Origin of the sequence: Pediococcus cellicola (assembly GCF_001438655.1) — a bacterium.
Taxonomy (GTDB): Bacteria; Bacillota; Bacilli; order Lactobacillales; family Lactobacillaceae; genus Pediococcus; species Pediococcus cellicola.
The window spans coordinates 36,373-55,845 of the sequence record NZ_JQBR01000010.1 but is presented as its reverse complement, the minus strand read 5'-3'; the positions used below and the strand labels follow the sequence as shown (position 1 = coordinate 55,845).

19 protein-coding genes are annotated in these 19,473 nt (G+C 39.7%); 16 read left to right on the top strand and 3 right to left on the bottom strand.

Features of this window, described 5'->3' with window-relative positions; genetic code table 11:
• The first annotated feature begins 231 nt into the window (after nucleotides 1-231).
• From yjbM to mgtE, 4 genes are read left to right on the top strand one after another with little or no spacing between them, the layout of a single operon-like run.
• A complete protein-coding gene (yjbM, locus tag IV80_RS08585; RefSeq protein ID WP_057752292.1) occupies nucleotides 232-882 on the top strand; it encodes a GTP diphosphokinase in 651 nt (216 codons plus the stop codon).
• Nucleotides 883-887: 5 nt separating this feature from the next.
• Nucleotides 888-1,694, top strand: a complete 807-nt coding sequence (locus IV80_RS08580) for an NAD kinase (protein ID WP_057752289.1) — start codon at nucleotides 888-890, stop codon at nucleotides 1,692-1,694.
• Nucleotides 1,684-2,589, top strand: a complete 906-nt coding sequence (locus tag IV80_RS08575; protein WP_057752286.1) for an RluA family pseudouridine synthase — start codon at nucleotides 1,684-1,686, stop codon at nucleotides 2,587-2,589. The genes IV80_RS08580 and IV80_RS08575 overlap by 11 nt, the downstream gene beginning before the upstream one ends.
• A gap of 19 nt (nucleotides 2,590-2,608) precedes the next feature.
• Nucleotides 2,609-3,961, top strand: coding sequence for a magnesium transporter (mgtE, locus tag IV80_RS08570; protein WP_057752283.1), 1,353 nt, complete (start codon nucleotides 2,609-2,611; stop codon nucleotides 3,959-3,961).
• Between the two features lie 128 nt (nucleotides 3,962-4,089).
• Here mgtE and IV80_RS08565 read toward each other — a convergent pair whose 3' ends face one another.
• Complete coding sequence (locus IV80_RS08565) at nucleotides 4,090-4,728, bottom strand: copper homeostasis protein CutC (RefSeq protein ID WP_186806043.1); 639 nt, start codon at nucleotides 4,726-4,728, stop codon at nucleotides 4,090-4,092.
• A 21-nt stretch (nucleotides 4,729-4,749) separates the two neighbouring features.
• A complete protein-coding gene (locus IV80_RS08560; RefSeq protein WP_057752277.1) occupies nucleotides 4,750-5,781 on the bottom strand; it encodes a lactonase family protein in 1,032 nt (343 codons plus the stop codon).
• 141 nt (nucleotides 5,782-5,922) lie between these two features.
• On the opposite strand from IV80_RS08560, the gene IV80_RS08555 reads away from it, so the two are divergent.
• The 5 genes from IV80_RS08555 (at nucleotide 5,923) to IV80_RS08535 (ending at nucleotide 11,496) form a co-directional block, all read left to right on the top strand.
• Nucleotides 5,923-6,279 (top strand): PTS glucitol/sorbitol transporter subunit IIA, encoded by a 357-nt coding sequence (locus IV80_RS08555; RefSeq protein WP_057752274.1) that lies wholly within the window; start codon nucleotides 5,923-5,925, stop codon nucleotides 6,277-6,279.
• Nucleotides 6,280-6,371: 92 nt separating this feature from the next.
• Nucleotides 6,372-7,445: an AI-2E family transporter gene (locus IV80_RS08550; protein WP_083490579.1), complete on the top strand. Its 1,074-nt coding sequence runs from the start codon at nucleotides 6,372-6,374 to the stop codon at nucleotides 7,443-7,445.
• Nucleotides 7,446-7,547: 102 nt separating this feature from the next.
• Complete coding sequence (locus IV80_RS08545; RefSeq protein ID WP_057752268.1) at nucleotides 7,548-8,393, top strand: methyltransferase domain-containing protein; 846 nt, start codon at nucleotides 7,548-7,550, stop codon at nucleotides 8,391-8,393.
• 232 nt (nucleotides 8,394-8,625) lie between these two features.
• Nucleotides 8,626-9,138, top strand: a complete 513-nt coding sequence (locus tag IV80_RS08540; RefSeq protein ID WP_057752265.1) for a tRNA (cytidine(34)-2'-O)-methyltransferase — start codon at nucleotides 8,626-8,628, stop codon at nucleotides 9,136-9,138.
• 36 nt (nucleotides 9,139-9,174) lie between these two features.
• Nucleotides 9,175-11,496, top strand: coding sequence for an FtsK/SpoIIIE family DNA translocase (locus IV80_RS08535; protein WP_057752262.1), 2,322 nt, complete (start codon nucleotides 9,175-9,177; stop codon nucleotides 11,494-11,496).
• A 58-nt stretch (nucleotides 11,497-11,554) separates the two neighbouring features.
• Here the strand turns inward: IV80_RS08535 and IV80_RS10020 are convergent, their stop codons facing one another.
• Nucleotides 11,555-11,674, bottom strand: a complete 120-nt coding sequence (locus IV80_RS10020; protein WP_083490576.1) for a DUF4044 domain-containing protein — start codon at nucleotides 11,672-11,674, stop codon at nucleotides 11,555-11,557.
• A 323-nt stretch (nucleotides 11,675-11,997) separates the two neighbouring features.
• Here IV80_RS10020 and mraZ point away from each other — a divergent pair, with 323 nt between their 5' ends.
• Genes mraZ through murG form a run of 7 tightly spaced genes read left to right on the top strand, consistent with a single transcriptional unit; the run spans nucleotide 11,998 to nucleotide 19,466 of the window.
• A complete protein-coding gene (gene mraZ / locus IV80_RS08530; RefSeq protein ID WP_057752258.1) occupies nucleotides 11,998-12,429 on the top strand; it encodes a division/cell wall cluster transcriptional repressor MraZ in 432 nt (143 codons plus the stop codon).
• 11 nt (nucleotides 12,430-12,440) lie between these two features.
• Nucleotides 12,441-13,388, top strand: coding sequence for a 16S rRNA (cytosine(1402)-N(4))-methyltransferase RsmH (gene rsmH / locus IV80_RS08525; RefSeq protein ID WP_057752256.1), 948 nt, complete (start codon nucleotides 12,441-12,443; stop codon nucleotides 13,386-13,388).
• A gap of 12 nt (nucleotides 13,389-13,400) precedes the next feature.
• Nucleotides 13,401-13,790, top strand: coding sequence for a cell division protein FtsL (ftsL, locus tag IV80_RS08520; RefSeq protein WP_057752253.1), 390 nt, complete (start codon nucleotides 13,401-13,403; stop codon nucleotides 13,788-13,790).
• A complete protein-coding gene (locus IV80_RS08515) occupies nucleotides 13,787-15,961 on the top strand; it encodes a penicillin-binding transpeptidase domain-containing protein (RefSeq protein ID WP_057752250.1) in 2,175 nt (724 codons plus the stop codon). The genes ftsL and IV80_RS08515 overlap by 4 nt, the downstream gene beginning before the upstream one ends.
• Nucleotides 15,962-15,984: 23 nt before the next feature.
• Nucleotides 15,985-16,953 carry a phospho-N-acetylmuramoyl-pentapeptide-transferase gene (gene mraY, locus IV80_RS08510; RefSeq protein ID WP_057752247.1) on the top strand — a complete coding sequence of 323 codons (969 nt, stop codon included), beginning with the start codon at nucleotides 15,985-15,987 and terminating at the stop codon, nucleotides 16,951-16,953.
• A 39-nt stretch (nucleotides 16,954-16,992) separates the two neighbouring features.
• The gene (murD, locus tag IV80_RS08505) at nucleotides 16,993-18,369 is read left to right on the top strand and encodes a UDP-N-acetylmuramoyl-L-alanine--D-glutamate ligase (protein WP_057752244.1); all 1,377 of its coding nucleotides are present in this window, start codon (nucleotides 16,993-16,995) and stop codon (nucleotides 18,367-18,369) included.
• Between the two features lie 2 nt (nucleotides 18,370-18,371).
• A complete protein-coding gene (gene murG, locus IV80_RS08500; protein WP_057752241.1) occupies nucleotides 18,372-19,466 on the top strand; it encodes an undecaprenyldiphospho-muramoylpentapeptide beta-N-acetylglucosaminyltransferase in 1,095 nt (364 codons plus the stop codon).
• Nucleotides 19,467-19,473 lie beyond the last annotated feature (7 nt).

The following is a 19,473-nucleotide window of genomic DNA, read 5'->3' as shown; positions in this document are numbered from 1 at the left end:
TTTATTTTTTTTAAAAGACAACAGTATTGACTTTACCAAATTTTGAAAAAATATCAAATAAATTGTTTTCTTAATTTTGATTTCAGCTGTATCTTAGCTCATAAATGGGTGAAAGGTAAAGAAAAATGGCCTGTAGGAAACGTGTGAAAATTTGCACGGTCTTTCAAGCAGATTAAACGGGTCTTTTATGCTAAAATTAAAGTTAGTGTTGTGTAAAGTGAGGCAAGAGACGTGATAACTAATTGGGATCAATTCCTATTACCATATAAACAAACTGTTGATGAATTAAAAATTAAATTACGTGGTATTCGCAAACAATTTCAAAATCATGATCAACAAAGTCCCATTGAATTTGTTACGGGACGCGTCAAACCGGTTTCAAGTATTAAAGAAAAAATGGTTCGCCGTCAAGTACGTGAAGATCGTTTAGAAAAAGATATGCAAGATATCGCGGGTGTCCGTGTGATGTGCCAGTTTGTGGAAGACATCTATCAAGTGGTGGACTTACTGCGAAAACGCACGGATATGACTATTATTGAGGAACGTGATTATATCAATAATGAAAAGCCTAGCGGGTATCGTTCTTATCATATCGTTGTCGAATATCCGGTGCAGTTGATTTCAGGAGAGAAGAAAATTTTAGCTGAAATTCAAATCCGCACATTAGCCATGAATTTTTGGGCTACGATTGAACATTCTTTAAATTATAAATATCAGGGTGAATTTCCTAAGGAATTAAGTGAACGTTTGCAGCGCGCTTCAGAAGCGGCGTTTTCTTTGGATGAAGAAATGTCAGAGATTCGTGAAGAAATTCAAGAAGCACAAAAGTTGTTTTCGCGTGAGCGTTCAGATCATAATATGTATGGATCACATAAGGACTGATAAGAATGAAAGTAGCAGTTTATAGTACACGTGCGAATAACGCACAAAATGTTGCCGATCAACTGACAAAAAAATTACAAGAAAATCAAATTACCGTTGATAATGCACAACCAGATATTGTGGTGTCGGTAGGTGGCGATGGCACATTGTTATCTGCCTTTCAATACTACCAAAGTCAACTGGCACACATTCGGTTTATCGGTGTGCACACGGGACATTTGGGATTTTATACGGACTGGCGTGACTATGAGCTAGACGATTTAATTAAAGCTATTAAAGCAGATAACGGCGAATGTATCAGTTATCCAATCTTAGACGCAGACGTGCTGTTTGTTGGTGAGACTCGTCCGAAGCGTTATCATGCGGTGAACGAGTCCACTATTAAAAAGGTCTCGTCAACATTAGTTGCAGATGTCTACTTGAAGGATAAGTTGTTTGAACGTTTTCGTGGAGATGGACTTTGTATTTCCACACCAACGGGATCAACAGCTTATAACCGTTCAGTAGGTGGCGCGGTTGTACATCCGCAACTTGAGGTGCTACAAATGGCTGAGATTGCCTCTATTAATAATCGTGTGTTCCGAACTTTAGGTGCGTCTATCATCCTAGCACCGGACGAATGGATTACCATTCGTCCGGCTCACGGCGGTAATTTTAATTTTACAGCAGATCAAGTGAATGTATTTAATACGCCAATTGAACAAATCGAGTACCGAATTGGAGAACAAAAAATTAATTTTGCGAAATATCGACATACGGGATTTTGGAACCGTGTCAGAAATGCGTTTATTGGTGATGGTAATGAAGATTAGTTGGCAAGTAAAGGTAGAAAGTCCGGAGAAGATCCGAACTTTTTTGTATCAAAAGGGTGTTTCACGGACCTTGTTGAAGGGAATTAAATTTCACGGTGGTCAAATTGAACGAAACCATGAACCAGTACGTGTTTTAGCAGAAGTAGTGACTGGTGATTTAGTGACATTAACGCTACCTCCTGAAATTGCAAATGACCATGTGAGCGCGTCCGATGGCCCCATTGATATCTGTTATGAAGATGCGCATTTTTTGGTCGTTAACAAGCCGGCCTATTTAGCTACTGTGCCATCGCATTTGTATCCGAATGATACTTTGGTCAATCGTGTGAAGGGCTATTACCAACGCCAGAACTATGAAAGCCAAGTCACTCATGTGGTGACGAGGCTTGATCGAGATACTTCCGGTTTGGTTATTTTTGCGAAACACCATTTCGCACATTCTGTTTTAGATAAACAATTAAAGGCACGACAATTGAAAAAGAGCTATGTCGCAGTGGTGAGTGGTCATTTGAATCAGCGTCATGGCGTGATTGATTTGCCAATTAACCGTGATCCAAGTTCTTTTATAAGACGTCAAATTGCTGAAAGTGGTCAGGGACGTCGTTCGGTAACTGAGTACTGGGTGAGTAAATCACTTCGACAAGCTACTTTAATTAAAGTACGGTTGCATACGGGCAGAACACATCAAATTAGAGTTCACTTTGCAGGGCTAAGGCATCCATTAGTGGGTGACGTTTTATACGGTGGTTCTGGCAGTGGCTATATGCAACGACAAGCGTTACATTGTGCGTCGGTTTCATTTTATAATCCATTTTTAAATCAACAAATTACGGTGATGGCACCTTTACCAAAAGACTTCGCAGCATATTTGGAACAAGAAATTCGCAATCTTTAAGGTAATGGAGGGGTAAATCATGACGGAAGAATTAGAAAACATTGAAGTTGAACTTGAAACGCTTTTAAACAAAAATAGTCGAAAAAGGTTTCGTAAACTGTTTTTGAGTTTACATGGTTACGAGCAAAGTCAACTTTTTGCAGAATTCGATTTGTCCCAACGAAAACTGGTTTATACCTTTCTAACTCCAGAAGAACTTGCAAATGTTTTCGATGATACCGAAGAAGATCCAGTTGAAGCTGGCAAATACTTAGATGAGATGCCCCCAGCATACGCGGCGCGGCTGTTGACTGAGATGTACACTGATAACGTTGTGGATATCTTGGCTGATATGCGACCGCTGGCACGACGTAAATACTTGAATTTACTACGGGCAGAGGATGCTAATAAAGTTCGCAATTTAATTCATTATGAGGATCAGACAGCCGGTTCCTTAATGACCACTGAATTTATTGCAATCAATCAGAATCTTACAGTCGGAAAGGCCATGCAACAGGTTAAACAAGGGGCACAGGAAGCCGAAATTATTACGTATATTTATGTGACTGATGATTATGGCATTTTAGTTGGCGTTTTGTCAGTACGTGATCTGATCACGCACTCTGACGAGGAAGCCATTGCCACAATTATGACGTCACGTGTTTTAGCCGTGGATGTCAATGAAGACCAAGCGCAGATTGCAGAGCAAGTGCGTGATTACAATTTCGTGGCGATTCCAGTTGTAAATCAAAGTGAAAAAATCGTGGGAATTATTACGGTTGATGATATCATCGACGTTATTGATGAGGAGTCCGCAGAAGACTATTCACATTTAGCTGGTGTTGATACACAAGATGTGACACGTAACCCGTTTAAAACGGCCTTTAAGCGACTTCCGTGGTTGATCACACTACTTTTCATGGGGATGATTACGGCCACTTTAATTAACCATTTTGAAGGCTTGCTGGCTCAGGTGAGTGTATTGGCCGTTTTTATTTCCCTGATTACGGGAACGGCAGGAAACGCAGGTACCCAAAGCCTGGCGGTGGCGGTTCGTCGCTTAGCTATGAATAGTCATCTTAAAATTTGGCGACTGTTATTAAACGAAATCGCGACTGGTGTCATTATTGGTGTGGTAACTGGTCTTTGTGTGTGGCTAATGGTGGGAATTTGGAAACACGATTTAGTTCTTGGCGGCATTGTGGGCATAGCGATGGCAAGTGCTATTTTCGTGGCAAATTTAGCCGGTAGCCTAATTCCAATTGGGATGGAAAAGATTGGGGTAGATCCTGCTGTAGCCAGCGGACCATTTATCTCGACACTTAGTGATTTAACGAGTGTTTTAATTTATTTCAGTATCGCACAATATTTTTTGCAGATGTTTATTCATTAGAGAGAATTGACCTCGCAATAATGATTTGTGGATCCTGAATTGAATAAAGTATGCAAAAAATAGGCCCTCAGTATTGGATTACAATCCAGTACTGGGAGCTTATTTAGTGTAAATATTATTTTTATGGCTTAGAGCCGTCCAACGATTTTAGTTCCGTGTGCTTCTTTAACTTTAAGAGTTTCCGTAACTTCGGCCAGATTTTGGGCGGTGATGCCACCGCCGGGTAAAATGATCAATCGGTGGTTTGCATAAGCAATCGTTTGTTTTAGGTGTTCATAGTTTGCAGCTATGGGTGTGCTTAACTCACCACCATGGGTCAAAATGCGGTCTACACCAGCATTTGCGAGCCAATCAATGGCAGTGGCTTGCTTATCTTGGGGAATCGCATCAAATGCCATGTGAAAAGTAATTTGCATACCCCCAGCTGCTGCAATCAACATTTCTAGTGCGTCTGTATCTAGATCACCTTGTTTGGTTAGGACACCAAAAACAACGCCATCAACGCCTAATTCTTGAGCTTGAAAAACATCAGCTTCCATAATTTTTAATTCAGTATCCGTATAAACAAAATTACCACCACGAGGTCGAATCATTGCCATAACGGGCACATGATGTTCACCCGCATACTTTTGAGTTTCAGCCATCACACCTTTGCTAACGGTGGTACCACCGACGGCTAAGTTGTCACAAAGCTCAATGCGACTAGCACCTGCGCGAATTGCATCCGGAATTTTGGTAAAATTTTCTACAGCCACTTCTTTTATAATCATGTGAGAACTCCTTATTGCTTACTTTTGGTTAAACAAAACACAAACTCCCTCGGGAACAGCAACGTCCTTTTGTAATAAGCTCAGTTTACCAGTTTTTAGTGAGCGTGCAAATAAGGTTGCGTTGTCCGTGTTCTGATTTACACAAACCACAAATTCTTCACTTGGATCTAAGGCAAAGTCTCTAGGAAAACTACCTTCTACCGAAATGTTTTGGATTAGATTTAAGGTGCCATCTTGATTGATTTCAAATACGGCTAGTGAATCATAGCCTCGATTAGAAACATAAAGGAAGTGACCATCACGGCTAATTTTAATGGCGGCAGCACCGTTATGTTTATCCCATGTTGAGGGGATGGTACTGATAGATTGAACACGGCTGAACTTGCCAGTTTTTGCATCGTAATCTAAAACATCAACGCCACTTCCTAATTCACCTGCTAAATAAGCTTTAGTGCCTTGGGGAGCAAAGACAATATGGCGAGGGCCAAATCCTGGCGCTGTCTTATAACGCGCCACTTCAGAAAGCTGACCGGTTTTTGAAACGTCGTAAGTGTATACTTCATCGGTTCCCAAATCGCAAACAACAAGACGATTGTCAGGAGTTAAATCACTAAAGTGTACGTGAGCACCGTCAGCCTGTTCAGGTTTGGGCCCTTTTCCTGAGTGAGTGACCACATCTGTTTGTTGCAAGGTACCATCAGCTTGAATTTTGTATACTGTGACGGTTGCTAAGTGATAGTTAGAGCTGTAAAGCAATTGCCGTGCTTCATCAACAGCTACATAGGCAGGTGAATTGCCTGGTGTCACCGCATGTTGCACAACTTTTGCGGGATCCTGGTTAAGGTCGACGACACCCACACCGCCGTTTTCGCCTTTTTGGTCAACCGTATAAAGGAATTGACGTTTAGATTTTGCCAAATAGGTAGGATTGCCTAGTTCAGCAACTAATTCTAAGTGGTCTAAAGATTTTTTCTCTGTATCTAAAGTCATTTTGTAAACGCCATGACTTGTCTTTTTAGTATATGTGCCAATAAAAAATGATTCTTTCAATATAAGGACCTCCTTGTGATCTCTAATAAAAAAGTATAGCACAGTTTTTTGCAGTCATGGGCACGCTTCCATTTTCTTTATATCTCGAAGATGACTATGCTACAATGTAAGCAACCATTAATCATGAGGAGAGGATAGTAAATGATAACATCTGAAATTGTTGCAATTGGTAAAAATTCCATTGTCGAAAATGATCCCTTGGTCATTTTATTTGGTCCAGAAGCCACAAACAGTTTAAAAGACGTGGCGCTTATTCAAAAGTTTGATCAAAAAGCGCCTAAATTTAACTTAAAACGCGGGGCTCGTATTCGGATTCGTGAGCATGAATATGAAATTACATTTTGTGGTAAGTTGGTAAATGCCAATTTAAGCGGAGTGGGTCATGCCACTTTATGTTTTGAGCCCGTACCAGACACACCTTTACAAAGTGCGATCTACTTATCACCGGAAAAGTTCCCCGGCTTTTCAGTTGGTGATAAAATAACTTATATTTTTTAAAGAGCGGTGGTGATTTTTTGAAAACAACAAAAGAAGCTTGGCGAAGCTGGTTTTCAAAATTAGTTCTAAATAATCGCGTTGTCGTTAATTTAATGATTGTCCTCTTGTGCTTATTAATTATTTGGACATTTTCCAAAGTGACTTGGTTTTTTCAACCAGTAAGTGATTTTGCCGACATTGTGGCACTTCCGGTGGTTTTAGCAGGTGTTTTATTTTACTTATTCAACCCACTAGTTGACCGACTTGAAAAAAAATATCACATCAATCGTGTGTGGACAATTAGTGCTTTGTTCGTGGTGGTCATCCTTTTAGTGGTATGGGGAATTGTGGCACTGATCCCGGTTATTCGTAACCAGGCCACAGATTTTTTGAACAATTGGCCGTCGTACTGGAATCATTTGGTCAATCAATTAGAGGCTTGGTTAAACGATCCGCGTTTAGGCCAGTTTCAAAAAGAGTTTGATGAAATCAGCAAAACAACCACAAATTCGTTTTCAAAGTGGGCAAGCTCCTTTGCTAATCAAACGTTTAGTTCAGTAAGTGGTGTGATCAGTTTAATTACGAAGATTATTGTAGGAATTATTACCATGCCCTTTATTCTTTTTTATTTGCTGAAAGATGGGCATCGACTACCAAAATATTTGGCCCATTTTCTTCCAATTCGTAAACGTGCAGGGTTCATTGCGACTTTAGGAGAAATTAATGGTAAGTTAAGTGGCTATATCCGTGGTCAATTGATTGTAGCATTCTGTGTGGCAGTGATGTTTTTTGTAGGTTATGCAATTGCTGGTCTCAAGTTTGCCTTAACGTTAGGAATTGTCGCTGGTGTCCTTAACTTAATTCCATATTTGGGTTCATTCCTTGCAATGATTCCTTCTATTGTGCTTGCCGCATTTATTTCACCTTGGATGCTAGTTAAAGTCTTGATTGTATTTGCCGTTGAACAGACGATTGAGGGCCGTTTGATTTCGCCATTAATTTTAGGAACCAATCTTGGAATTCATCCGGTCACCATTTTGATCGTGTTGCTTGCTTCTGGACGTATGTTTGGTGTGTTAGGTGTTATCTTTGGGATCCCTGTGTATGCAGTTTCTAAAGTGATTTTAACGCATCTTTTTCGGTGGTATAAACGTCAAAACGGTGGCTATGAAGATGGTGGAGAATGAAGAAAGCCGATTTTCTGGAAATCTTTAGAAAATTGGCTTTTTTTTATTTTGGCATGGTATATTTAAAATAATCATTAAAAATTAAAAGGGGAGCTCAACAAGTTGAAAAAAAGAGAAAAAGCGATTCAGTTTGTTAAACAACACCTAAACTTGTTTCGGTGCCCTGTTTGTCAGCAAGGTTTTGTAACGGTTGAGAATGGGAGTGTCCGTTGCCCAAATCAACATAGTATTGATATTGCCAAAAAAGGAACCCTTTATTTTTTGAATCATGCAGTGAAAAGTGAATACGATGCAGAAATGCTAGCTTCAAGACGACGAATTCTAACTGCTGGGTTATTCGATCCAATTTGCCAGGTCTTTGCACAAAATATGCAGGCTGATGAAATTGTGCTGGATGTGGGATCCGGAGAGGGAACCCCCTTACAAAAAACACTTTCTTTTTTACAAGCGCCAACTGCCATTGGTTTTGATATTTCGACCGCAGGTATCAATTTGGCTACGCAATTAATGAGTCCTGCTTTCTTTTGCGTAGCAGATCTTGCTAACTTGCCATTTAACAACGATTCGTTTACAACTATTTTAGATTTATTTTCACCGTCAGCATATGCTGAATTTCATCGCGTATTAAAGCCTGGTGCACAGGTGCTTAAAGTAGTGCCTAATGCCGATTATTTGGTGGAGTTACGTCACTTGCTGTACGATCAATCGAGTCAACATGCCGCCTATGAGAATGATCAGGTTGTGGAACTCTTTGAAAAACATTTCCCCAATTCTGAAAACAAGCGTATCCGCTATACTTTCGAATTCTCACCGCAACTTCTTCCTGATTTAATTCAGATGACACCATTACATTGGGGAGCTAGTCAAGCCACCATTGAAAAAGCAAAAAATTCAGGTTTAACTCATATTTCGGTAGATGTAACCTTGCTAAAAGGCGTGGTTGCTTAAGTTACACCAATTTGAAAATTTGCAAAAATTACTTTTTGGTGTTAACATTCTATAAGAAATCGGTTGCTAGGTGACATCGAGAAATCGTTGGCAGTTAGCAAGTTGTACTTCATCTAACGTAGAAGCTCGCCGTGCCTACACCGAGTATCTACGCTTTTTTTGTTGTTTGGACAAAGTTATAGCAGTATGATTACTTTTGAGTAGTTATTAAATTATGAGAGTGGGACTAAAAATGGCAAATCACATTGTACTTTTTGAACCGTTAATGCCTGCCAATACGGGTAATATTGCACGGACTTGTGCAGGAACTGATACTGTACTTCATTTAATTAAACCTTTAGGATTTTCTGTGGACGACAAGCATCTGAAACGCGCCGGATTAGACTATTGGAAGGATGTAGATCTGGTATATCACGAAAATTTACCAGCATTTATTGATTCCGTACCTAATCTAGATTACTTGTATTTAGTATCTAAATTTGCTGATCATGATTATACGGATGTTGATTATCGTGATGATCAACAGGATCATTATTTTTTGTTTGGTAAAGAAACAACGGGGTTACCAGAGCCGTTTATGCGTCAATACCCAGAAAAGGCAATTCGTATTCCGCAAGATGATGATCATATTCGGGCACTTAATTTGTCAAATAGTGTTGCAATCGTAATCTATGAAGCTTTACGACAGCAAAATTTTCCGAATTTACAACGGGTTCATCATTACGACAATGATAAATTAAAATAAAATTTTTATTATTCTTTGAAGAAAGGAGGGAAATTTTTGGCAACCAAAAGGAAGAAAACAACGCATCGCAGAAAAAAATATGCGAAAAAAGGTGATTGGCAAAAGTTCTTTCAGTCAAAATACTTCTTAGGCGGTATTTTTGTTTTACTGGCGTTAATCGGTTATTTTTCAGTGGGTTACGTTGGCGTTTTAGTTGCTAACGTATTTCGGTTGTTGGTCGGTGATACTTTTCAATTTTTGATTCTTTTGTTTGGCCTGTATGGTTTAGTTTTGCTTTTCACAGGCAAAGAACCAAAGCTGAAGGGATTTTTTCACTACATATTGGGCGGCAGTTTGGTTTATTTAGGTGCCATTTTGATTGTAACCACACGCTTCTTTGAACAAAGTAACCAACATAATCATTTTATTGTGACGACATGGCATGCGCTAGCTGATGCTTTTCGTTATGCCTCAATTGGCGAGCCTGTGGGCGGTGGCTTAATTGGTAGCGTGCTCTATACAGTAACGGATTTCGGGTTTGCCGAAATTGGTAGCTTGTTTTTGGGCTGGTTGCTTATCGTATTTGGGATTGCGGTTTTCTTTGGGATCCCGGTCGATAAAATTTTGCAGATGATTGCAGTGTTTGCTGGTAACTTGGTGAAGCTGGCGCAAAATGGATTTGAGCAGGGAAAACGCTTCGTTCAAGCCAAATGGCAGCAGCACGCGCACACACAAATCAAATCTGAAAAAAAACGTCAAGAAATCAAGAAAACTCCCGTCGAGCCTGAAATTAAGATGACTGGGCCTGAGCTAATGGCTTCACAAAAGCCGGTCACTAAAACGCCGCGTGAGCCATCGATTCGTGTGGCCTCGGAGCAAGAGCAAAATCATGTACAACCCAAGGCTGAGGAGGTCAAAGAAACGGCATTTCAAAATACCGAGACTTTGGCTAATCCGGATTATCAGTTACCGAAGTCCAGTCTTTTGACGACAATCCCACAAACGGATCAAAGTCAGGAGTACAAGACTATTCAAAAAAATACGAAAATTTTACAACAAACTTTAACTAGCTTTGGTGTTAAAGCTACTGTCAAAAGTGTGAGTTTGGGTCCATCTGTAACTGAATACGAATTACATCCTGATATTGGGGTGAAAGTGAGCAAAATTGTGGGTTTGGCTGATGATATTGCATTAGCATTGGCTGCAAAAGATATTCGGATAGAAGCGCCGATTCCAGGAAAATCCTTAATCGGAATTGAGGTGCCTAACACAGAAATTGCGACCGTATCATTCCGAGACATTATTGAAGCGCAACCGTCACATCCAGATGCAATTTTGCAGGTGCCAATTGGCCGTGATGTTTCTGGTAATTTAGTTTTGGCAGATTTAGTTCGTATGCAGCATTTGCTTATTGCCGGGGCAACAGGTAGTGGTAAGTCAGTCATGATTAACGTGATCATCACTAGCTTACTAATGAACGCAAGACCGGACCAGGTTAAGTTTATTTTGATTGATCCAAAGAAGGTTGAATTGGGCATCTACAAAGATATTCCTCATTTGCTTACGCCTGTTGTGACTGATCCTAAAAAAGCAGCGCGGGCACTGCATAAAGTGGTGGCAGAGATGCAACATCGTTATGACCTCTTTGCTGAAAGTGGTCAAAAAAATATAAAAACTTATAATCAATATATTAGTGAAGAAAATCAGAAAGATGGTAAAAATCGTCCGCATCTTCCTTATATCGTGGTTGTGGTTGATGAATTAGCAGATTTGATGATGGTTGCACAAAATGCAGTTGAAGATGCGATTATTCGTTTGGCACAATTGGCGCGTGCTGCTGGAATTCACATGATCATCGCTACACAACGACCCTCAGTGGATGTTGTTACCGGATTAATTAAAGCTAATGTTCCTTCACGAATTGCGTTTGCAGTTGCGAGTGGTACAGACTCACGGACCATTATTGATTCAAATGGAGCCGAAAAACTATTGGGACGTGGTGACATGTTGTATTATCCAATGGGAAAAAGCAAACCGGAGCGTGTTCAAGGAGCTTTTATTTCGGATAAAGATGTTAAAGCTGTAGTCAACTTTGTAAAACACCAACAAAAAGCTGCTTATGATGAATCCTTGATTGTGACGGATGAAGAGGCACAAGCTGATGAGCAAGCTAGTGTGGATGAAAAAGACGAGTTGTATGATCAGGCTGTGGCCTTGGTGACAGAACTCCAAAAAGCAAGTACATCTATGTTACAGCGGCGATTCAGAATTGGGTACAATCGTGCCGCAAGAATTATTGACCAGTTAGAAGCTAATGGTGTGGTTGGCCCTCAAGAAGGTAGTAAACCACGGCAGGTTTTTACTAAAAAAGAAGATTAGCTATAAAAAATCACAAGTTTGATTACCCTAAAATAAGGTAATCAAACTTGTGATTTTTTTAACCCAATAAATTAAGTGAAGATAGGGCAGTTAAAACAACTGAACCAACCATTGTGATAATCATGATCCAAACAACAATCATCGTAACCTTTTGGAACGTACTTTTCTTTTTCTTCATACTGGCACCACTTTCTGAAATGTTACACACTATTCTAACGTGTTAATTTTAACTTTTCAAATTTTTTTCTAATCCCCCAAAATTAGCCTTCTTTTTTTGAAATTCTAAAAAAAATCCCCACCATTTAACCACTTAACTCGCATTACGTTTATAAATCTTGTTATAATGGGTTTTGTAATCGATTTTAGCTAATCTAAAAAACCGCTTAATCTATTTATTTTTTTCAAAAATTAAGCATTTCAAAAATGTTTTTAAAATTGGTGGTAGGTAGTGGTACAAAGTGGTAAACTGAATTTGTAATCGGAAGGAAAGGGGCAATTAGGATGTTCATGGGCGAATATCAGCATTCACTTGATTCAAAAGGACGACTAATTGTGCCGGCCAAGTTTAGAGAGGACCTGGGAACTGATTTTGTAATCACACGGGGGTTAGATGGCTGTTTGTTTGGCTATCCATTAACGGAGTGGCAACATATTCAGGATAATCTCAAAAAATTACCGTTAAATAAACGTAACAACCGAGCATTTGTTAGATTTTTATTTGCGGATGCGACGCAATGTAATTTTGATAAACAAGGACGAATTAACATTCCTAAACAATTACGAGAACATGCAAAATTGACAAAAAAATGTGTTTTAGTTGGTGTATCTAACCGATTTGAAATTTGGGATGAAGCCCAATGGAATGAAGTTACCGCAGATACTGAGGAAAATTTTGACGATATTGCCGAAAATTTAATTGATTTTGGCCTGTAGGAGTATGAAAAATGAGTGAATTTCAACACACGACGGTGTTACTGAGTCAAGCAGTTGATGAATTAAAAATTGATCCGGATGGCATATATGTTGACTGTACACTTGGTGGCGGTGGCCATAGTCAATTAATTTTGAGCCAATTAAGCGAAAAGGGACATTTGTATGCCTTTGATCAAGATGTGGCAGCGATTGAATATAATCAAACCCACTTAAAAACGTACTTAGATCGTAAGCAAGTTACATTTATTGAAGATAATTTTAAAAATATCAAAAAAGACTTAAATGCGTACGGCATTTCAGAAGTTGATGGCATTGTGTATGATTTGGGTGTATCTTCGCCACAATTAGATGATGCCAAAAGAGGGTTTAGTTACCAGCACGACGCTCCGCTAGATATGCGGATGGACCAGTCAGCTGAGTTAACGGCCCAGATAGTGGTGAATGAGTGGTCTTATGAAAACTTGGTCAAAATATTTTTCCGCTATGGTGAGGAACGTTATTCAAAACAGGTTGCTCGAGAGATTGAACGTAGACGTGATATTGCTCCCATTGAGACGACGGGAGAACTAGTAGAGATTATCAAAAAGGCAATTCCAGCAGCTGCAAGAAGGACAGGTGGTCATCCGGCTAAAAGAGTTTTCCAGGCTATCCGGATTGCGGTTAACAATGAATTGGGCGTCTTGGAGACCTCACTAGAACAGGCTTTAGATTTATTAAAGGTTGACGGCCGTGTAAGTGTTATTACGTTTCAGTCTTTAGAGGATCGCCTCGTTAAAAATATTTTTAAAGAAAATGCTAATTTGCCTGAACTTCCTCCAGGCCTGCCAGTCATTCCAAAGGAACTTGAACCACATTTTAAATTAGTCACACGAAAACCCATTTTGCCAAGCAAAGACGAACTTACACAAAATCATCGTGCTCACAGCGCAAGACTTCGCGTTATTGAAAAAATAAAATAGGGACTGATTTTAATGGCACAAAACAATTTAGCAGAAGCATTTCCAGCGAGTAAACCGGTAAAGCGGCGTATACCGGATCTTAAGGAGGAAACATTACATAAGGCAAAAACGGTTGTAATTCCAAAGTCTTTGCCATTTTCAAAATTCGAAAAAATATTGATAACATTCTGCGGTATAATTTTGACAGGCTTAATGATTTTTGTAATTTCTGGTAAAATTGCATTATCAAGTGCTGAACACAATCTTTCAAGCTCGCAGGCGCAGGTCACAAAGATAACTTCTGATAATAGTAATTTAAAGCAAGAAGTTAATCAGCTTTCCAGCCGAACCCGTTTGAACAAGATTGCCAAACAGTTTGGATTAAGCTTGACAACTCAGAATATAAGGAATGTTAATAAATGAACAATAAAGAAAAACGTTCAAAAGAAAACGACAATAATAAATCAAGCCAAAATCGAAGAGCGTTCGGTCAGTGGCTTTTTTTCATAGCAATTGCCCTCTTTGTTATCTTGATTCTACGCTTTTCCTATATTGCAATTGGCGGGACTGTAGAACACATCAATTTGAGTTCACAGGCCCGTCGTTTGTATACAGATAATAAAGTTTTAAAAGCGCAACGAGGCTCAATTCTGGATGCATCTGGACAGCCAATTGCGGAAGATACAAGTACGTATTCAATTTATGCTGTGCTGGATAAATCACAAGTTGGTGCAAATAAAAAGCCGCTTTACGTCACAAATAAACGAAAAACAGCTAAAGTGTTGGCAAAGTATTTGCCTATTAGTGAGAATAAAGTGTTTAAGGCACTTAATCCTAGTAACGGAAAATCTTTTCAGGTGGAGTTTGGAACCGCAGGGAAAAATCTTTCTGTTGCCACAAAAGAAAAAATTGAATCATACAAGTTGACGGGAATTAACTTCATTCAATCAGAGGCACGTTTATATCCTAACGGAATTTTTGCATCTAATTTGATTGGAATCACGTCGCAAACACAAAAGAAAAATTCTGATATTACTCAGTTAAACGGCGTAATGGGAATCGAAAGTGCCTTTAATAAGCAACTTACAGGTAGTGACGGGCAGCGTTCTATTCAAAAAGACAAGTTTGGTTATCAATTACCCGCTTCACAAGAAGAAAAAGCAGCGATTAATGGGGAAAATGTGTATACCACGCTGGATACACGTTTACAAACGCTCCTTGAATCTGAGATGTCTAAAGTGCAAGGGCAAGTACATGCCAAATCAATGACAGCTACTATTCTCAATGCCAAAACCGGAGCCATTTTAGCGACGTCACAACGACCAACCTTTAACCCCACTACCAAAAGTGGGATTAGCAAGTCTTGGAATAATGCGATTGTGCAAGATACATTTGAACCTGGATCAACGATGAAAGTTTTTACAACGGCAGCAGCCATTAATAGCGGTCATTTTAATGCAAAGGAAAGATATAAGTCAGGAACGTATACCATTGATGGACAAATCGTCCCTGATTGGCAAACTTCTGGGTGGGGCTTAATTACCTATGAGGAAGGATTTGCGCGTTCAAGTAACGTAGCGATGGCCCATTTGGAGCGAAAAATGGGAGCAGCAACCTGGAAAAAATACATTAATAAATTTCATTTTCTAAAGAGTACTAATTCTGGGCTTAATGGAGAAGCCAAAGGAAATATGCAATTCAGTTATCCGATTGATCAGGCTGACACGGCTTTTGGCCAGGGAATTGATGTGACTAACATGCAAATGCTGCAGGGATTCACGGCGATTGCAAATAATGGTAAGATGATAAAACCTCAGTTCATCAAAAAAGTTGTTGATACTGATGGTAAAGTTGTTTACAAAATGAAAACGAAGACGGTTGGGCATCCGATTAAAAGTTCGACTGCAAAAAAGGTTCGTGGCTTGATGCAAGATGTTGTGTATAAGCATTACGGAATTGGTCAAGACTTTAAAATTTCAGGTTACCGTGTAGCCGCCAAGACAGGAACTGCACAAGTCGTTGGATCCGGAGGTACCTACTTAAATGGCGATGATAGCTACCTTTATTCTGTTGTCGGGATGGTGCCAGCAAACAAGCCCAAATATATTATGTATATTACAATGAAACAACCAACTCTGCCGGGGACCAAAACGGCAACTCAGTTGTTGAACGAGATTTTTGGGCCGGTCATGAAACAGGCCTTAGGTGAAAATCCAGCTACGGCTAAGAATCAGTTATCTGGAAAAATTAAGATTGACAATGTCATTGGGCAATCTGCGACAGAAGCTACCAAAGAACTTGGTAAGAAAAATATTGCGACCACGGTTCTTGGCAGTGGTGATACGGTTAGTCAGCAATTACCAGTAGCCAATACAGAAATGTTGGCCGGACAACGTGTGATTCTGGTTACTAGTGGACAAATGAAGATGCCCAATCTGTCTGGATGGTCCAGAAATGATGTCTTGAAATTAACAAAATTAGTGGGGTTGCAAGCTGATTTTTCTGGCACAGGATTTGTGAAGTCTCAGTCCATTAAGAGTGGCGCTCTGATTCAAAGTGGTCAAACATTAACGGTTAAGTTGAAAGAAAAGTAAGAGAAAGAGAATGGAGTATAGATATGAATGCATTAGAGCAAATTGGAACTGCACTGGTCAGCTTTTTCATTACCGTACTGGCAATGCCGTCCTTTATTAATTATTTTCGGGAACGTAATGAAGGCCAGATGATTCGTGAAGAAGGACCCAAATGGCACGAAAAAAAGTCAGGCACACCGACCATGGGGGGCTTGATTTTCATTATCGCAATCAGTATCAGTAGTTTACTGTTTGAAATCATTAGCCATCAATTGAACGCAACAGGGTTAATTTTGATCTTTATTTTGATTATGTATGGTGTGCTTGGTTTTTGGGATGACAGCATCAAGTTAATGAAGAAACAAAATGAAGGCCTAAAAGCTTGGCAGAAGTTTCTAGGTCAAATTATTGGTGCGGTTATCTTTTATGCCGTCTATGTTCATGAAGGATTTGCTCAAGTTTTAAGTATTCCTGGTTTTGGAGATTGGCATTTAGGGATTTGGTTTGTGCTATTTGTTGTCTTTTGGCTAACTGGGTTTTCAAATGCGGTTAACTTATCCGATGGCTTAGATGGTCTGGTAAGCGGGCTTGCCATCATTGCATTCGGAGCGTATGCAATTATTGCAGCGGTTCAAAATCAGTTTGACGTTTTGATTTTTTGTTTGGCAATTATTGGTGCTTTAGTTGGTTTCTTTCTCTTCAACCATAAACCAGCACGAATTTTTATGGGAGATATGGGTTCGCTGGCATTGGGCGGTGCTCTGGCAGCGGTATCCATTCTAGTGCATCATGAAGTGGCATTGCTTTTGATTGGGATTGTGTTTGTTTGTGAAACAGCAAGTGTCATTTTACAAGTGCTGTCCTTTAAGTTGACAGGGCATCGGATCTTTAAAATGAGTCCTATCCACCATCATTTTGAAATGTTAGGATGGAGCGAATGGAAAATTGATCTTGTGTTTTGGACTGTCGGGTTAATCGGAGCGGTGATCGCTTTGGTTGGTATTTTAAAGTAACCATTTGATGAAAATTTAAGTTTTGAAGGGAAACGAATCATGAAGGATATTACGAACTATCAAGATAAGAAAATATTAGTTTTGGGATTAGCAAAAAGTGGTGTGAGTGCAGCCAAACTGCTTCAAAAGCTGGGAGCATTAGTAACGGTTAATGATGCGAAACCATTTGATGAAAATCCGGATGCACAAGCCTTATTGGAGGATGGTATCAAGGTTGTGACGGGCGGCCATCCACTCACTTTATTGGATGAGGGTTTTGCATTAATTGTTAAGAACCCAGGTATTCCATACACGAATCCAATTATTAAGGGTGCGTTATCTAAAAAAATTCCGGTTATTTCAGAACCAGAATTAGCTTATCAAGTTTTAAGTGGTGAATTAATTGGAATTACCGGAAGCAATGGGAAAACCACGACAACCACTTTAATTCAACTCATGTTAGACAAGAATAGTGGCGCAGGACATGCGTATTTAGCTGGAAATATTGGGATCCCAGCTACAACAGTTGTCCAAAAAGTGCAGGATGATGATGTGATGGTGACAGAGCTCTCTAGCTTTATGCTCGCAAGCATTTCGACCTTAAGACCACATATTGCAGTCATTACCAATATTTTTTCGAATCATCTTGATTGGCATGGTAGCCGAGAAAATTATGTTCGTGATAAGATGCACATTACCAAAAATCAAACGGCGCAAGATTATCTTGTTATCAATTGGGACAATGAAGAATGGCAAAAGTTGAGTCAGCAGACAAATGCGCAGGTTATTCCTTTTTCAAGAAAGGGACTATCAACAAACGGAGCTTACCAACAAGGCGATTTTCTTTACTTTAAAGGTGAGAAAATTATTGCGGTTGACGATATTAAGGTGCCAGGTGTCCAGAATGTCGAAAATGCATTAGCGGCGATTGCAGTTGCTAAAATTAGTGGCACGCCAAATGAAGCAATTGTATCGGTTTTAAAAACCTTTGGTGGTGTAAAACATCGTGTGCAGTACGTGACAACGTTTGAACAACGTGATTTCTATAATGATTCTAAGGCAACTGATATTGAGGCGACTCAAGTGGCGTTGCGCTCTTTCAAACGACCTGTGGTTTTAATTGCAGGTGGGCTTGATCGAGGTTATACTTTTGAAAGATTAGTACCTGATTTTAAAGCACATGTCAAAGCAATTATATTGGTTGGTCAAACTAGTCAGTTACTTGCAGATGCTGCTAAAACTGCAGGCGTGCCGGTGATTAAATTTGCCGATAAAATTAAAGATGCCGTACCAATGGCTTACCAACAAAGCACAGAAAATGATATTGTGCTCTTGTCACCAGCTAATGCGAGTTGGGATCAGTATCCTAACTTTGAGATTCGTGGGGATGAATTTATTACGGCGGTAAACAACCTGCAACAAGGAAAGAAGGCTTAATCATGCGTTTGATGATTTCAGGTGGTGGAACTGGCGGTCATATTTATCCTGCATTAGCTCTGATTGAAGCATTGAAAGAAAAAAATCCAGATTCAGAAGTACTCTACGTTGGTACGGAAAAAGGATTGGAAAGTCGCATTGTACCTGACCAGGGCATTGCATTTAAAACTATTCGGATTCAAGGCTTTAAGAGATCCCTTTCCTTACAAAATTTCAAAACGATTGGATTATTTATAAAAAGTGTTGCAGATGCACATAAAATGATTAAGGATTTCCATCCAGATGTTGTCGTGGGGACTGGCGGTTATGTCAGTGGGGCAGTTGTTTTTGCAGCCAGCCTACAAGGAATTCCGACCGTGATTCACGAACAAAATAGTGTGGTTGGGGTAACAAATAAGTTTTTGAGTTACTTTGTGACTAAAATTGGGATATCTTTTGAAGATGCTCGCGCTCAATTCCCAGCTAAAAAGGTCGTGTTTACGGGTAATCCACGCGCAACTCAAGTGGCTTCAATGAAACCCAATGATGCTTTAAGTAAATATGGCTTAAAGCCGGATCAACCCACATTATTAATTTTCGGTGGTAGCCGGGGCGCAGAACGCATTAATTCCGCAACTGTGGCTGCATTACCAGAATTGAAAAAGCGTGATTATCAAGTTTTGTTTGTGACCGGCCGTGTTCATTTTCAGAAAATTAGTGATGATCTACGGGGACAAGAAATTGGCCAAAACATTGTAATTCGACCATATATTAAGCAGATGCCAGAATTGTTGCCAAACTTTCAAGCCATTTTAGGCCGGGCGGGAGCCACAAGCATTGCTGAAATAACGGCTTTAGGAATTCCGTCCATTTTGGTTCCTAGTCCATACGTGACAAATGATCATCAAACTAAAAATGCAAAAAGTTTGGTAAATAATGGTGCGGCTGAATTGCTGACCGAAGCAGATTTGACGGGAGCATCACTTTTAGAAAAAGTTGATGCTTTAATGACGGATGGAAAAAAACGTCAAAAAATGAGTGTCGCTGCCAAAGCAATGGGACGCCCGCGGGCAGCTTTCGATTTGCTCAATGTTCTACAAACAGTTATTAAAAAATAAAGAATGG